Origin of the sequence: Streptomyces sp. NPDC090083, assembly GCF_044747445.1 — a bacterium.
Classification (GTDB): Bacteria; Actinomycetota; Actinomycetes; order Streptomycetales; family Streptomycetaceae; genus Streptomyces.
In genome coordinates this window covers 133,052-147,407 of record NZ_JBIVED010000004.1, presented here as the reverse complement: position 1 = coordinate 147,407, position 14,356 = coordinate 133,052, and the positions used below count along the sequence as shown (strand labels likewise).

General features: G+C 69.9%; 14 protein-coding genes. 12 read left to right on the top strand and 2 right to left on the bottom strand.

Features of this window, described 5'->3' with window-relative positions:
• Positions 1-173 precede the first annotated feature (173 nt).
• On the top strand, positions 174-395 hold the full coding sequence (locus ACIPTO_RS16045; protein WP_401192283.1) for a hypothetical protein: 222 nt from the start codon (positions 174-176) through the stop codon (positions 393-395).
• Positions 396-605: 210 nt separating this feature from the next.
• Here ACIPTO_RS16045 and ACIPTO_RS16040 read toward each other — a convergent pair whose 3' ends face one another.
• A complete protein-coding gene (locus ACIPTO_RS16040; RefSeq protein WP_401192280.1) occupies positions 606-1,583 on the bottom strand; it encodes an Lrp/AsnC family transcriptional regulator in 978 nt (325 codons plus the stop codon).
• Positions 1,584-1,714: 131 nt separating this feature from the next.
• On the opposite strand from ACIPTO_RS16040, the gene ACIPTO_RS16035 reads away from it, so the two are divergent.
• The 11 genes from ACIPTO_RS16035 (at position 1,715) to ACIPTO_RS15985 (ending at position 10,790) form a co-directional block, all read left to right on the top strand.
• Positions 1,715-2,410: an SDR family NAD(P)-dependent oxidoreductase gene (locus tag ACIPTO_RS16035; protein ID WP_401192277.1), complete on the top strand. Its 696-nt coding sequence runs from the start codon at positions 1,715-1,717 to the stop codon at positions 2,408-2,410.
• A 274-nt stretch (positions 2,411-2,684) separates the two neighbouring features.
• A complete protein-coding gene (locus tag ACIPTO_RS16030) occupies positions 2,685-3,101 on the top strand; it encodes a hypothetical protein (RefSeq protein WP_401192274.1) in 417 nt (138 codons plus the stop codon).
• A 32-nt stretch (positions 3,102-3,133) separates the two neighbouring features.
• Positions 3,134-3,376 (top strand): hypothetical protein, encoded by a 243-nt coding sequence (locus ACIPTO_RS16025; protein WP_401192272.1) that lies wholly within the window; start codon positions 3,134-3,136, stop codon positions 3,374-3,376.
• A gap of 106 nt (positions 3,377-3,482) precedes the next feature.
• Positions 3,483-3,683, top strand: a complete 201-nt coding sequence (locus ACIPTO_RS16020) for a hypothetical protein (RefSeq protein ID WP_401192269.1) — start codon at positions 3,483-3,485, stop codon at positions 3,681-3,683.
• 258 nt (positions 3,684-3,941) lie between these two features.
• A complete protein-coding gene (locus ACIPTO_RS16015) occupies positions 3,942-4,859 on the top strand; it encodes a ribokinase (RefSeq protein WP_401192267.1) in 918 nt (305 codons plus the stop codon).
• On the top strand, positions 4,856-5,893 hold the full coding sequence (locus ACIPTO_RS16010; RefSeq protein WP_401192264.1) for an ABC transporter permease: 1,038 nt from the start codon (positions 4,856-4,858) through the stop codon (positions 5,891-5,893). Before ACIPTO_RS16015 ends, ACIPTO_RS16010 begins: the two co-directional genes overlap by 4 nt.
• A 162-nt stretch (positions 5,894-6,055) precedes the next feature.
• The gene (locus ACIPTO_RS16005; RefSeq protein WP_401192261.1) at positions 6,056-7,081 is read left to right on the top strand and encodes a substrate-binding domain-containing protein; all 1,026 of its coding nucleotides are present in this window, start codon (positions 6,056-6,058) and stop codon (positions 7,079-7,081) included.
• Entirely contained in the window at positions 7,081-8,631 is a 1,551-nt protein-coding gene (locus ACIPTO_RS16000) for a sugar ABC transporter ATP-binding protein (RefSeq protein ID WP_401192258.1), read from the top strand. The genes ACIPTO_RS16005 and ACIPTO_RS16000 overlap by 1 nt, the downstream gene beginning before the upstream one ends.
• A gap of 58 nt (positions 8,632-8,689) precedes the next feature.
• Positions 8,690-9,145 carry a D-ribose pyranase gene (gene rbsD / locus ACIPTO_RS15995; RefSeq protein WP_401192255.1) on the top strand — a complete coding sequence of 152 codons (456 nt, stop codon included), beginning with the start codon at positions 8,690-8,692 and terminating at the stop codon, positions 9,143-9,145.
• Positions 9,146-9,208: 63 nt separating this feature from the next.
• Entirely contained in the window at positions 9,209-9,922 is a 714-nt protein-coding gene (gene deoC / locus ACIPTO_RS15990) for a deoxyribose-phosphate aldolase (RefSeq protein ID WP_366327093.1), read from the top strand.
• Between the two features lie 109 nt (positions 9,923-10,031).
• Positions 10,032-10,790: a GntR family transcriptional regulator gene (locus tag ACIPTO_RS15985; RefSeq protein ID WP_401192253.1), complete on the top strand. Its 759-nt coding sequence runs from the start codon at positions 10,032-10,034 to the stop codon at positions 10,788-10,790.
• A 53-nt stretch (positions 10,791-10,843) separates the two neighbouring features.
• Here ACIPTO_RS15985 and ACIPTO_RS15980 read toward each other — a convergent pair whose 3' ends face one another.
• Positions 10,844-14,299, bottom strand: a complete 3,456-nt coding sequence (locus ACIPTO_RS15980) for an Ig domain-containing protein (RefSeq protein WP_401192250.1) — start codon at positions 14,297-14,299, stop codon at positions 10,844-10,846.
• Positions 14,300-14,356: the final 57 nt, after the last annotated feature.

Below are 14,356 nucleotides of genomic sequence, written 5' to 3'. Positions count from 1 at the left end.
GGGCGGCATCCTGGATCCTGCGCCGAAGCCGCCGACAATCCACAGGAGGGGCTGGTCGTGAACTGCCCGAAGTGCGGGGCCCAGGCCCACCAGGCCGACGACGGCTCCTGATACTGCCAGACCTGCGGCCCGATCTCCCGACACGCCCCCGAGCCCCGGATAAGGTCGGCTTCATGACCGCGAGCAAGCAGCCCGTCCAGCCGCAGCCGACCCGCGAGGCTGCTGCGGCAGCTGCCGCGTTCCTCGAAGGGCAGCGCATCACCACCACCGGCTGCCGGCAGTGCGGCACGGAGATCTCCGGAGTCAACGGACGCTACGCCTGCTCCTGCTGCGGATGGGTCAACAACTGGGCAGAGGGAGACAGCGAACTGCCGGGCACCGACGCACCGTCGTAGGGCCTGGACGTCGGCGGCCGAAGGGCTCGGGGCAGCGCTCGACAGGCCGCCGTTGTCGAGCTCGAAGAGACGCACTTTGCCGGTCTCCCCTTGAGGAGAGTCCCGTCGTCAGCAGTCTGCGTACCAGGGGGTTGATGGCGGTGGGCTGAAGATTCATTCGCGGGACGCGAACGTTCCGGCGTCGCGACCTGAACCGGCCGTAGGGCGGGATCAGGCGGGGATGAGGCGGTTGTCGTGGAGGCGGGTGCCGCCCTGTTTGAGGCGGTGGAGGACCGGGACGATCTCGGCCTGGTGGACGCCGGGGAGGGCGCCGATTCGGGTGGTGACGTAGGCGTAGAGGTCGGAGTCGGTGCGGCAGGTGGTGGTGACCAGGAGGTTGGCGGTGCCGGTGACGGAGGCCGCGAAGGTCGCCTCGGGGTGCAGGGACGCCTCGGCGCCGGTGGCCGCGAGGCGGCTGGGGGCGACGGTCAGCCACAGGTAGGCCGAGGTGTGGTAGCCGAACTGGGCGGGGGAGAGGTCGGTCTTGACCTGGAGCGTGCCGGTGGACAGCAGGGCCTCCAGGCGGGTGGAGACGCGGGACTGGGGCCATCCGGTGGCGCGGGCCAGCGCGGCGACGCCTGCGCGGCCGTCACGGGCGAGTTCGGCGAGCAGGGGTGCGTCGTCGGGGTGGAGCGGGTGCGGGGGCGATGTGGGGTCGGGGCGCGTGCCCGCCCTGAGGGCTGCCGTCTGGTCGGGGGTGAGCGGGTCGTCCAGGGTGAGCCAGCGGGTGCCGCTGCCGGTGTGGACGTGCAGGACGGTGAAGGCGGTGAAGGCCAGGACCTGGCTGGTGCGGGGGAGGCGCCGCAGGACGGAGCCGCCGCCCTGGTCGGCGGCGCCCCTGGCGAGGCAGATGATCTCCGAGCCGCCGGAGGTGATGCTGACCCAGGACACGTCGTCACGGGTGGCGAGTGCTGCGGCCAGCGAGGAGGCGGTGTCCGGACGGCACTGCATCCGGACGAACCAGGACCGCTGGCCGGTGGCGCGGGTGTCGGGGCGTACCTGCACCTGCAACGCCCCGGCCTCCCTCAGGCGCTGGAGGCGGCGCGCGACCGTCTGCTCGGAGACTTCCAGGACGTCGGCGATGCGGCGCAGCGAGGCACGACCGTCCTGGAGCAGACAGTGGACGAGCTGCCGGTCGGTGCGATCCATGGTGGATTTATATCCGATACCCGGCATCACAGGTGGAGGATCGAAGATCCGATTCGGAGAGCTGTGGAGCTTTCTTCGATCATTCGGGATCTACGTGGGTTTCGAGGCGGACCGGATCCGATGCTGGAGGCATGACCATTTCATTGATCACCGGGGCCAACAAGGGTCTCGGGCAGGAGACCGCCCGCCGCCTGATCGAGCTGGGGCACACCGTTTACGTCGGCGCACGCGACCCGGAGCGCGGCAGGGACGCCGCCGACCGGCTCGGCGCCCGGTTCGTACGGATCGACGTCACCGACCAGGCCGCGGTGGACGCCGCAGCGGAGACGATCCGCCAGGCCGAGGGCCGGCTCGACGTGCTGGTGAACAACGCCGGCATCTCCGGTGCGTTCGTTCCCGCGCCCCGGATCGGGGCCGAGGAGATGCAGCGCGTCTACGACACCAACGTGTTCGGCGTCGTTCGCGTCACCGAGGCGTTCATCCCGCTGCTGGAGGCGTCGGACCATCCGGTGATCGTGAACATCGGCAGCGGCACCGGGTCGATGGGCATCGTCACCGACCCGGCGCGAATGGAGTTCAAGCTCCCCGCCCTGTCCTACGGGTCGTCGAAGGCGGCCGTCTCCATGCTCACCATCCAATACGCGAAGGCGCTGCCCCGCTTCAAGGTCAACGTCGTCGAGCCCGGCTTCACCGCCACCGACCTCAACGGCCACCGCGGCCACCAGACCGTCGCCGAGGGCGCCGAGGCGATCGTCGCCATGGCCACGGTCGGCCCGGACGGCCCGACCGGCACCTTCCAGGACCGCGACGGTTCCGTCCCGTGGTGATCCCTGACAGCGGCTGGCGCAATGAGCTGCTTCAGCGCGGCCACTGATCGGGCGGCGCCGACGGCGTGTGCAACGCATGAGGCTCCCGTGCCGTTGGGGGAGGCGTTCGAAGTCTCAACCCACAGGCACAGGAGCCGCGTCAGGGCCTTCCGGCGATTCGCACGTCCACACCCCCCGCGTTGTCCGGCAGCACTGACTTGGCGGCCCACTGACCAGATTGGGCGCCAGGAATCCGGTTGGGCCCGCCCGCGGGCGCTGCGTACCCTGTCCGACCATGTGCTACCACGCGTTCAACGGCGCCTTCCGGCACTACGTGTGCACCGCGTGCCGACTCTCCTTCAAAGGCAGCACCTGGCCGATCCGGAAGCGCGTCTGTCCCGGCTGTCGTGAACAACTCGTCTTCGCCGGCTACGACTTCGCCGCGCCCCGGCGACGCGACGTGAAGGCATGGTCCGTCGTCGCGACCGTGCTCGCGGAGGGGCTGACCTACGATCACCGCCCTGGTTGCGGCTGCTCGCGGCTTCCCTCCTTCCGGCCGCGGACTCGGGCTCAGGTGCGTGTCCGGCGCCGCGCAGCCGAGCGTCTGGACCTGCCTCTGTCGGTGACCCTCGCTCGCCGCGACGCCTTCACCGCGGAGAGCCGCGACGAGCAACAGCCCTCTCCGTCGGGCGCGAAGCGCGATACGACCTGAGCTACGCCAAGGCCGGTATCCCCGTGATCGTCGTGGGTAGATCCCCCGGCGCGGTGCCCGGTCTGGACGCCAGGGGCGACCGCGACCGCCAGCCGGTGATCGCAGACCTGCTCAAGCAGCACTCCGTGCACATGGTCAAGGACGAGGCGGCGGTCCCCGCCCTCCTCACCGACCGCGACCTCCAGCCAGCCGCACAGCCCGCCGCTCCCGGCCCGGTCGTCTCCGTTCACCGATCCGACGCGGACGACACCGACTTCTACTGGCTGTACATCTAGGGCTCGCTGTACAACCAGGGCTCGGTCACCGACAACACCGAACCGGCCACCCTCTTCGGCCCCAACACCTCGGCGAAGCCCGCAGTGGCAGCAGCGGGCGTGTGTCGTGCACTCCCCGCGGCACCTGACCGCCGGTACGCAGGTCACCCGGATCGCGGCCGGTCTCGGCTGCGACGGCCCGGCGGCGTTCACCCCCGCCATCCGCGCCCTGCTGGGCCGCCAGCCGAGCGACTGTCTGACCGGGTCCAACGCGCTGCCTGCCGGAGTCGGACCCGCTCACTCCCGTAGATCTGTGTCCGGTGCGTGAACGCACAGAGTCGGACGTGCATGCCTGAAAGGCCGTCATCAGCTTGTCGGCTAGGGGGTGTTGAGCCCGGAACAGGGTTCCACTCTCGGCGCGGCGGTCGCTCCTTGGGCCGGGCCGTCATGTTTCCCTTGCGCGTTATGGCCTGAAGTGGGTCCACGACGTCCCAAAAATCACTTCCCGCACAACCGTTGACTATGGACATCCCTGTACCTACGCTCTCGCTTGTCCATGGTTGTCCATACACAAAGCGGTGTGTCGATGAAGATCGCGGTAGTCGGAAGTTACGGAGCCGGGCTGACCATGCGGGTCCCCCGGGCACCCTCCGCGGGGGAGACGGTGTCCGGCGGGACCTTCGATCCGGGACCCGGCGGCAAGGGCAGCAACCAGGCCGTCGCCGCCGCCCGGCTCGGTGCCGAGGTCGCACTCCTCACCGCCGTCGGTGACGACGACTTCGGGCGTGCGGCACGGGAGCTGTGGCGCACGGAAGGGGTTGGCGCCGAGCACGTGGTGACCGCGTCGGCCCCCACCATGGTCGGGTTCATCCTGGTCGAACCGTCCGGGGAGAACCGCATCGCCATCGCTCCCGGCGCCCTCGACGCACTGGACGCCGCCGCGGTGGAGCGCTTCCGCGCCGAGATCTCCGCCGCCGACATCCTGGTCGTCTCGATGGAGATCCCGCAGGAGGCCGTGACTGCGGCCCTGCGCACCGGCCGCGAGACCGGCACCCGCACCCTCCTCAACCCGGCGCCGGCTCGGCCGCTGCCCGAGGAGTGCTGGCCGCTGATCGACGTGATCACCCCGAACCAGACGGAGGCACCCGTCCTTCTGGGGCTCGGTGAGGAGCACGGACTCGGTGACGAGGACCTGGTCCGGGCCCTGCGGGAACGGACGGGCGGGATCGCGGTCCTCACCCGGGGCGGCCAGGGAGCGCTCGTCGCCGAGGAGTCCGGCGTCACCTCCGTACCGCCGTATCCACCGACCGCCGTCGTCGACACCACCGGCGCGGGCGACTCCTTCACCGCCGCCCTGGCCGTCGCACTGGCCGACGGGCTGACCGCCGCGAAGGCGGCCGCGTTCGCCGCGGCGTCGGGCGCCCACACCGTCTCCGTCGCCGGGGTCATCCCCGCCCTTCCCACCAGAGACCAGCTCAACGCCCGGATCGGGAGCGCCTCGTGACTCTGACCACCTCCACCTCACCCGCCCCGGCGGCGTCACCGGGCCCGGAGTCCACCCGGCAGGTCCCCTCGGCGCTGCGCAGACTCCTGCACGCCCGCGAGGCCGGTGTGTTCGCCGCGCTGGTGCTGCTCTTCCTGTTGGGCACGGTGCTCTCACCGACCTTCGCCCAGTCCGACAACCTGCTCTCCGTGGGCCAGCAGATCGCGCAGATCGGCATCATGGCCGTCGGCGTGACCTTCGTGATCCTCAACGGCGAGATCGACCTCTCCGTCGGCTCCACCTACGCCCTGTCCGCCATCTCCACCGGCATGCTCATCTCGGACGGCTGGAGCTGGCCCGCCGCGATGCTCGTCGGACTGGCAGTGGGCGTCCTGGCCGGGCTCGTCAACGGCCTGGCCGTCGTCGTCCTCGGAGTCCCCTCCTTCATCGTCACCCTGGGCACGCTCAGTGTCTTCCGCGGGATCGCCCTGCTCATCTCCGACGGGGCCCCGATCTCGCTGAGTTCGTCACGGCCGGGCGTGGCCGAGTTCAATCTCCTGGGCCAGGGACGGCTGTTCGGTGTCGTACCGATGCAGTTCGTGTTCTTCGCCGCCGTCGCCGCCATCGGCGTGGTGCTGCTGGCCCGCTCCCGGTTCGGCTTCAACACCTATGCGGTGGGCGGCAATCAGGAGGCGGCCCGGCTGGTCGGCGTCAACGTCAAGCGGGTCAAGCTCGCCGCGTTCGTACTCTCCGGCTTCACCGCGGGCCTCGCGGGCGTCCTCGGCCTGTCCTTCCTCTCCTACGTGCAGGGTGTGACGGGCCAGGGCCTGGAACTCACCGTCATCTCGGCCGTCATCATCGGAGGGGCCGCGCTCTTCGGCGGCTCGGGCACGATGTGGGGCACCGTCATCGGTGTCGCCTTCATCGGCCTGCTCCAGAACATCCTCAACATCAAGGGCATCTCGTCCTTCTGGCAGACCGTCGTCACCGGTCTCGTCATCGTGGCCGCCGTCGCGGCCGACACCTGGCAGCGCAAGCGCAAGAGCCGCGCCTGACCGGTGCCGCCCGCGTCCCACCGCTCACCGCAAGCCTCCGCGCACCCCACGCCGCACCGCACGGGCAGTCCCGGCCGCCGAGCCGCGCCGCCGCCCGCCCGCGACCTCGCACGTCCCTTCCCCGGTCCCCGCCTCACCGACGGACACGACAAAGGAGTCACCATGTCCCCGCGTACTCTCCTCAGATCGCTCGCCGCCGCCACGGCCGCCGTCGCCGCGCTCGCCCTCACCGGGTGCGGTGCCGTCACCGCCGCGGACTCGGGCGGTTCCTCCGACGGCTCCTTCAAGCTCGCCTCGTACATCCAGCAGCGGATCGACGACGACAAGCCGATGCGCATCAAGCTGAGCTACCACGACCCCTCGCTCGCCTTCGCCACCCCGATCTCCGCGGGCATGAAGCGCGCCGGCAAGGAACTGGGCGCCGACGTCGCCCTCATCGGCCCCACCGGCGGTGACGCGGCCAAGCAGGTCTCCGAGATACAGACCCTCATCCAGCAGAAGGCCGTCGACGGACTCGCCGTCTCCTCCGCGTCGAGCGACGCCCTCAAGCCGGTGATCAGCCAGGCCTACAAGGCGGGCATCCCGATCATCTCCTTCAACACCGACAACCCCGACTCGCAGCAGATGGGCTTCGTCGGCCAGGACCTCAAGGGCTCGGGCAAGGCCCAGGCCGAGGAACTGCGCAAGCAGCTCAAGGGCGATGTCGCGGGCAAGTCCGTCGTGGTGTTCTCCGTGGACACCGGCGCGGGTTGGTCGCACGACCGGTTCTCCGGGTTCGAGGCCGGGATGAAGGGCAGCGGCCTCAAGATCGTCGGTCCCGTCAACGTGGGCAACGAGCCCAACGCCGCCTACAACACCGTCGAGTCGACCATGTCCGGCCAGTCCGGGGTCGTCGCCGTCGCCGGTCTGGACTGCTGTTCCACCACCGCCGCCGCCAAGTGGGTCGCCCAGTCCGGGCACGCGGACAGCATCGCCATGGGCGGCTTCGACCTGCTGACCCAGACCGCCGAGTATGTCGACAAGGGCGTCCTGGACTTCACCATCAGCCAGAACCCGTCCGAGCAGGGCTACAAGGCCGTGCAGGTGCTCCACGACTTCCTCGTCAAGGGGACCAAGATCACCGGGGTCGACACGGGCGCCCAGTTCATCACCCGCGCCAACCTCGCCGACGCCACGGTGGAGGACTGATGTCCGCCAGCCCCCGCGACCCCTCCTCCAAGGCGGCTCCCGACGCCGCCCCCGCGGTCTCCGTCCGTGGCCTGTCCCGCAGTTTCGGCCCGGTGCGTGCCCTGCGCGACGTCTCCTTCGACGTCCCCGCCGGTGAGATCACGGCACTGCTGGGCGAGAACGGGGCCGGCAAGTCGACCCTGCTGAAGATCCTGGCCGGTCTCCAGCCGCCCAGCGACGGCGCGGTGCGTGTCTTCGGCGAGGAGGTCACGTCCTTCGAGCCCAGCACGATGCTCGGCCGTCACGGTGTGGCGATCGTCCCGCAGGAACTGTCGTTGCTGCCCGACCGGACCGTGGCGGAGAACGTCCTCAGCGGGGTGGAACCCGGCAGCCGCTGGTTCCCCTCCCGGCGCCGGATGGCGGAGCGCACCGCCGAACTGCTCGCCGGACTCGACCTGGACCTCGATCCGAACGCCTCCGTACGCACCCTGGACCTCGCCACCCAGCAGCTCATCGTGGTGGCCCGGTCCGTGACCCGGGGCTGCCGGGTGCTGATCCTGGACGAGCCGACGGCGATGCTCACCCCCGCGGAGGCCGACCGCCTGTTCGCCCTGATGGACAAGCTGAAGGCCGCCGGGACGACCATGCTCTACGTCTCCCACCGCATGCCCGAGGTCTTCCGCCTCGCCGACCACATCCAGGTACTGCGCGACGGCATGCACGTCGCCGCCTGGCGCAGCGCCGACACCACTCCCGAGCAGGCCGTCGCCGCGATGGTCGGCCGCGAACTGGGCCAGTTCACCCGCCGTGAACCGGCGCCCGCCGGCACTCTCGGCGAACCCGTGCTGAGAGTAAGGGAGTTGAGCGGACGCCGACACACGGGCATCTCCTTCGACCTGCGCCCCGGCGAGATCCTCGGCGTGGCCGGACTGCCCGACTCCGGCCGGGTGGAACTGCTCCACAACCTCTTCGGCGGCCAGCGCGGCACCGGCGGCAGCGTCGAACTGCTGGGCCGCGCCTACGACCGGCGCAACCCGATCGCCAGTGTCGAGCGCCGGCTCGCGTTCGTCCCCGGCGAGCGCCGTGCCCAGGGCCTCCTGACCACCATGAGCGTCGGCGAGAACGTCGGCGCGCTCACCACGAAGACCTTCAGCCGGTTCGGCCTGCTGCGCCGTAGGGCCTTCGACACCGCGGCCGGCGAACAGGCCGGGCGGCTGAAGGTGAAGACGGCCACCATGGGCCAGCCCATCACCAGCCTGTCCGGCGGCAACCAGCAGAAGGCCGTGCTGGGCCGCTGGCTGGCCATCGATCCCGGGGTGCTCATCCTCGACGAGCCGACCCGAGGCGTCGACATCGGCGCCAAGGCGGAGATCTACGCCCGGCTGTTCGCCCTCGCCGACGAGGGACTGGCCATCCTCTGCTCCTCCTCCGACCTACCCGAACTCCTCACCCTCACCGACCGGATCGCCGTCATGAGCGAAGGCCGCCTGGTGGCCACCGTGGACACCGCGACGGCCACCGAGGAATCCGTCATGGCCCTGGCCACCGGAACGAAGCGGGCCGCCGCCTGACCGTCCTCCCCTTCCGCACCGCCGCCGGCCACCACGACCCACGAAAGAGAACCCACCCATGAAGCGCTCCGGCATCCTCAACGCCGAACTGAGCGGCGCCCTCGCCACCCTCGGCCACACCGACCTGCTGCTGGTCGTCGACGCGGGCTTCCCCGTACCGCGCGAGGCACACCGCGTCGACCTCGCTCTCGCCGAGAACCTGCCCGACCTGCGGACCGTGCTCGGCCTCATCGCCGACGAACTGGTCGTGGAGGGCGTGGTACGGGCCGAGGACGTCCCCACCCACAACCCCCGCCTCGACGACTGGCTGCTCGACCACTTCGCCGGCGCCGAGTTCACCACCCGTCCGCACGCCGACATGCTCGGCGAACTCGCCCACCGGGCCAAGGTCGTCGTCCGCACCGGGGCCTTCGAGCCCTGGGGCAACATCGGCCTGTTCTGCGGGGTCGACGTGCCCCGCTGGTTCGGCGGCGAGGGCGTCGTCGTACCCGACCACTACGCGTCCAGGCTCTGAGCCATCACGATCCGCACGGTCCGCCACCGGCCCAGCCGTATCCACTATGAGGGAGATCACCCCGTGTCCGAAACCACCGTCGTCGACGCCGAACTCAGCCTGACCCCGGCCGAGTTGGCGCCCTACATCCAGCACACCAGGATCGACCCGGACGCGACGCTCGACGAGATGGTCGCCCATGCCCGCGAGGCCGTCACGCACGGCTTCAACGCCGCGATGGTCCCCGCCTCCTGGCTGCCCGTCGTCGTCTCCGAACTGCGCGGCACCGGCGTCCAGGTCGCCTCCGCCCTGGACTTCCCGACCGTCGGCGTCATGACCAGCTCCGGGAAGGCCGCCGAAGCCGCCGAGATAGCCCGCCTCGGCGCCGACCAGCTCGACATCGGCGTCCAGATCGGCTGGCTCAAGAGCGGACGCTACGACGACTTCCGCGAGGACATCGCGGGTGTCGTCCGCGCCTGTGGCCTGCCCGTCAAGGTCATGCTCGAACTGCCCCTGCTGACCGACGCCGAGAAGGAGGCCGCCGTCGAGCTGTCCATGGAGGCGGGCGTCGCATTCCTGAAGAACGCCAGCAGCGGCCAGATCGAGACGGCGAACCCGGCGAGCGTGGGCTACCTTGTCGAGCGGGCGCGCGACGGGGTCCGGGTGAAGGCATCCGGCTCCATCAAGACGTACCGGCAAGGCCTGGCCCTCCTGCGGGCCGGAGCATCTCTGCTCGGCACCAGCGCCGGTCTGTCGATCATCACCGACACCGGGGACGATACGACGACCAGCTACTGACCCGCCCAGCCCCCGTGCTCCGGCCGCACTCCGCGGCCGGAGCACGGTACCGCCCGTGCCGGAGCCGCAAGAGTTCTCCGGCACGACCCTACAAGGAGACGCGACGACAGTGACGGCCGACGAACGGGGCCTTCCGCACATCCAGCGTGATGTCCCCACGGCGATCCATGCCCAGATCTCGGAACACATCCGACTGCGGATCGCCGGCGGCGAGTGGCCCGCGCACTACCGCCTCAAGAGCGAACCGGAACTGGCCCAGGAGTTCGGCGTCAGCCGCGGCACCCTGCGACGCGCCCTGACCACGCTCATCGAGGAGGGGCTGCTGCGGCAGGTCCGCGGCCGCGGCACCTTCGTCACCTCCACGACGATCGAGCCGGCCATCGCCCAGAAACTCAGCACGCTCTCCGAGGACTTCGCCCGTCAGGGCATCGTCACCGCCACCACCGTGCGGGACTGCTCCCTGATCGTCCCGCCCCGGCCTGTCGCCGCCCTCCTGGACCTCACCCCCAACACCCCTGTCCTGAGCCTGCGCCGTGTGCGGAGCACCGACCAGGGGCCCGTGGCGCTCCTGTCCAACTTCGTCCGCTCCGACCTCACACCCGGCATCGAAGAGGTGGACTTCACCTCGTCCAGCCTCTTCGGCGTCCTGGAGGGCACCTACGGCCTGAAGATCGCCACCGCACGCCGGACCTTCAGCGCGGAAGCCGCCACCGCCGAGGTCGCCGAAGCGCTCTCCCTTGAGGAGGGCGCCCCCGTGCAGTACCTCCAGCAGGTCACCTACCTCGCGGACGACCGCCCGGTGGAGTACTCCGACGTGTGGATCCACAGCGGCCGCCTCCGCGTCACCTCCCTTCTGGTCCGCCGGTAGGAACCATCCACCGCGCCCTCCAGAGAACGAAGAGCCTGGGCACGGCGAAAGCCTCAGCTTGTGCCGGGTGCTCTGTAGGTGCCGAAGAAGCGCAGTTCGGCGACGCCGATGATGTTCGTGTTGGACAGACGGATGTAGCGGTACGGCACCGGGGCGGTGCTGGTGTCGGTACGGGCCAGGTTCTGCCACGGGAGGATCGTCTGGGCCTTGCCGGTGACGGCTGTCCAGGTGGTGAGGTCGTGAGAGCCGAGGAGCTGGAGTCCGGCGGCGCGGGAGGTGCCGTAGGAGTCCTGGCGGACGATCAGGTCGGCGCGGTCGAGGGCGAGTGAGCCGCCCTCGCGGAAGTCCCACACGATGTAGTACTGGCCGTTCACCGCGCGGGTGTCGGTGTACGTGGTGAGCTTCGCGTCGAACAGCAGCGCGGTGGCGGCGGCCTTGGAGGACTCGGACGTGCCGGTGAGGCTCACCAGGTCCGCCTTGGTCATCACGTCGTTCACGATGTTCTGTTCGTTGGAGAGGTAGAGGTACGAGTCGTCGGTCGTCGCGTACACGGTCGCGCCCCTGGCGCCGGCCGTCGTCGTGTAGTCCGCGCTGAAGCGGAGGTTGCGGCCGGAGGCGATGTCGTCGGGCAGGACGACGTGCGCGCGGAACGTGGTGTCGCCGTCCTGGCTGACCTCGGCCTGCTGACCCTCGATGGTCACCGTGACCCCGGTGACGGCCTCCTTCGCGGTGAGCGTGAGGGTGACCGTGTCTCCGTCGACGGCTCGGCCCGCGAGCGCGTTGCTCGACGAGAGGAGCACTGTCGAGATCGTGTCGACGGCCTCGTGACGGTCGCCGTGGACCCGGAGTTCGCTGAAGGACGAGATGCCGGGGTAGGCGGGGTCGGTGGGGACGCCCGGGTCGTCGACCTGGACCTTGAGATAGCGGTACTGCTCGTCGCGCAGTGCTTCGGCGACGGCGATGGTCTCCATGGCGAAGTCGTCGTCCGTGGTGTCGGTGGTCTCGGTGACGGTCAGCTTCGTCCAGGTGACCTTGTCGTTGGAGCCGTAGACGTTGGCGCCCTGCGAGCGGTTGGCGAAGTTGTAGCGCGCTCGGAGGCCGAAGGCGGTCGCGGTGAAGCGGTAGCCGACACCGAAGTCGAGGACGAACGGGGCCCGCAGGTCGCCGCTGGTGGTGTTGAAGTCGCCGTCGGTCATGTTCGCGATGGCGGCGGCGGTGAGGGTCGGCGAGGTGACGAGGGCCGGATAGGCGAGGGTGCTGTCGTCGGCCAGACGCGGGGAGAGGAGCTGGAGCTTCGTCACCGCCGTCTGGAGTGTCAGCAGGTTCGCGAGGAACGTCTCGTCGTCCGCGCTCTCGATCGACGCCTTGACGGAGTCGGCCAGGGGCTGGAAGACGGCGAGGGACGCGGTGGTGTAGGTGGCGGTGGTGTCGTAGGCGTCCAGGGCGAGTCGGTAGGCGGACGCGCGGTCGGCGGCCACCGGCAAGGTCACGTCGAGGACGGTGTCGACCGTGCCGTCCGTGGCGACGACATGGAAGGCGTGGGTGCCGGTCTGGGCGGCGCTCGGGGTCCAAGTGAGCGTGCCCGTGGCCGAGTTGAGCGTCGCGCCGCTCGGTAGTCCCTCGGCCTCGTAGGTGACGGTGTCCGAGGTGTTCGGGTCGCTCGCGGCGAGAGAACGGGACAGCGCCGCGCCCTTGAGCCCGATGATCGTCGTGGCACTGCCTTGCGGGAAGAGCGGCGGGGAGAGCTGGCTGACCGCGAGGAGGTTGACGTGGTCGAGATCGACGGTCCCGTGCGACGGGCCCTTGATCCGGTAGTAGGCGATGTAGTTGCCGACGACACTGGCCGGTACGACGGACGCCTGGAGGTTGTACGTGAGGTAGCGCCACTCGCCATGCGTGTCGGGCACAGTGAGCGTGCAATAGGGCGTGCCGGCGAGGTCCCGGCCGATCTCCAGGGTCGCGGAGGCGGTGGTGCGGACGCGCACACCGACCGGGTAGTACTTCGAGGTGTCGCCGTACATCAGCTGCCGGATCGCGACGACGCTGCCTTGTTTCGACGGCCGGACCCGCACGAACGCGTGCCCGTCCTCCGCCCGCACCTTGGAACGGCCGTCCAGCAGAACGCTCTTGGTCGCGAACGGTACGTTCGGGCCGGTGGGCTCGGGCGGGCTCTGCCCGGCGACAGCCCGGGGCAGCGACAGCCAGTACTCGGGGTTGGGCTGGATTCCACCCCAGAAGTTCGTGAGCGAGCTGCCGTAGTAGTAGGTCGGTCCCTCGGCGCTGCGGTGCGTCTCAGCGAGGCCGGGTGCCTCTTTGCGGAGGTTGACGGGCTGGTCGTAGGTGTAGACGTGGTACAGCTCGTCGAGCGGGTTGAACAGGCGTCCCCGGTAGGCGTCGGAGACCTTGCCCGGGCCGCCTGTGGTGTCGATCCAGGGGATCGTGTGGCCCAGCATGTAGCGGTAGAAGGGGTCTGAGCCGGTCAGGAGCCGGTTGTCGAGGAAGCGGTACGGGCTCACGGCGTTGCGGGCCGTGGAGACGGTGCCCTTAACCGGGTCGACCCGGGTGCCCTGCACCGTGAGGATGCGGGCCAGGCCCGTGGCCGCGTACACGCCGTCCTCCGCGTGCGCCTGGTCGCGCCCCATCTCCTGGTGCTGGACGAAGGAACGGCCGTACGTGTTGAGCGGGTCGTGCTTGTCGATCCGCGGGTAGAGCGAGGCGATCGCGCCGTTCTGCTCGGGGCGCGTGGTCGTCGAGTTGACGGTGTACCACTCGACGCCCTCGCGGTAGCGGGCGAGGTTGTCGGTGAAGATGTAGCCCGCCAGGGCACCGACGAGCGGGTACAAGTGCTGGTTGTAGTAGTAGGTGTTCTTGTGCAGGAACGTCTCCGTCATCGGGACGATCAGGTTCGCCGTCAGATCCGCGGTGTCGGAGTCGTGCCAGGCGATGTCGTAGTCGGTGTACCCCGTGTCGAAGTCGGTGGCACGGAAGAGCTCCGCTCCGGCCAGCAACCGGTAGAGAGGGACACCGGAGTGGATCTGGGCGTCGGCGTAGTAGGCGTACTTGTCCGGCGCCATGTGGCTCCAGATCCGGATGATCTTCATGCCGTTGGCGCGGTAGACCGGGTCGCCGGTCATGAAGTACAGGATCGCCTGGGTGAGCACACCCCAGGAGTCCTCGATGAGCTTCGACTCCGTGCCCTGGGAGGCGAAGGTGTCGGTGCCCGGCAGGTCCGGAACGCTGCCCAGGTTCTTCGACTGGAGAGCCGTGGAGGCGTACGACGTCTGCCGCATCGCCGCGTAGTAACTCACCCACGGCTCACGGCCGGCGAGCACCTGAGCGCGGGCCTGGCGCAGGTTGGCGGCCGAGACACCGATACCGGGGTGGACGAACCCGTTGGAGCCGCGCCACGTACGCAATGCGGGCAGGCCGTCGGCGGGTGACGAATCGTCGGCGAAGGCGCGACCTGCCGCTGCCGCGGGCAGTCCCAGCGCCGCTGTTCCGGCAGCCATGACGCCAAGGACCGTGCGACGGGAGGGGAGTTGGACAGGCGACTGCTCTTGGGGTCT

Bases quoted from the DNA above. Each gene is read 5' to 3' on its own strand.
- rbsD (WP_401192255.1), top strand. From the start codon at position 8,690: ATGAAGCGCTCCGGCATCCTCAACGCCGAACTGAGCGGCGCCCTCGCC.
- ACIPTO_RS16005 (WP_401192261.1), top strand. From the start codon at position 6,056: ATGTCCCCGCGTACTCTCCTCAGATCGCTCGCCGCCGCCACGGCCGCC.
- ACIPTO_RS16015 (WP_401192267.1), top strand. From the start codon at position 3,942: ATGAAGATCGCGGTAGTCGGAAGTTACGGAGCCGGGCTGACCATGCGG.
- ACIPTO_RS16035 (WP_401192277.1), top strand. From the start codon at position 1,715: ATGACCATTTCATTGATCACCGGGGCCAACAAGGGTCTCGGGCAGGAG.
- ACIPTO_RS16040 (WP_401192280.1), bottom strand. From the start codon at position 1,583: ATGGATCGCACCGACCGGCAGCTCGTCCACTGTCTGCTCCAGGACGGT.
- ACIPTO_RS16000 (WP_401192258.1), top strand. From the start codon at position 7,081: ATGTCCGCCAGCCCCCGCGACCCCTCCTCCAAGGCGGCTCCCGACGCC.
- ACIPTO_RS15980 (WP_401192250.1), bottom strand. From the start codon at position 14,299: ATGGCTGCCGGAACAGCGGCGCTGGGACTGCCCGCGGCAGCGGCAGGT.
- ACIPTO_RS16045 (WP_401192283.1), top strand. From the start codon at position 174: ATGACCGCGAGCAAGCAGCCCGTCCAGCCGCAGCCGACCCGCGAGGCT.
- ACIPTO_RS16030 (WP_401192274.1), top strand. From the start codon at position 2,685: ATGTGCTACCACGCGTTCAACGGCGCCTTCCGGCACTACGTGTGCACC.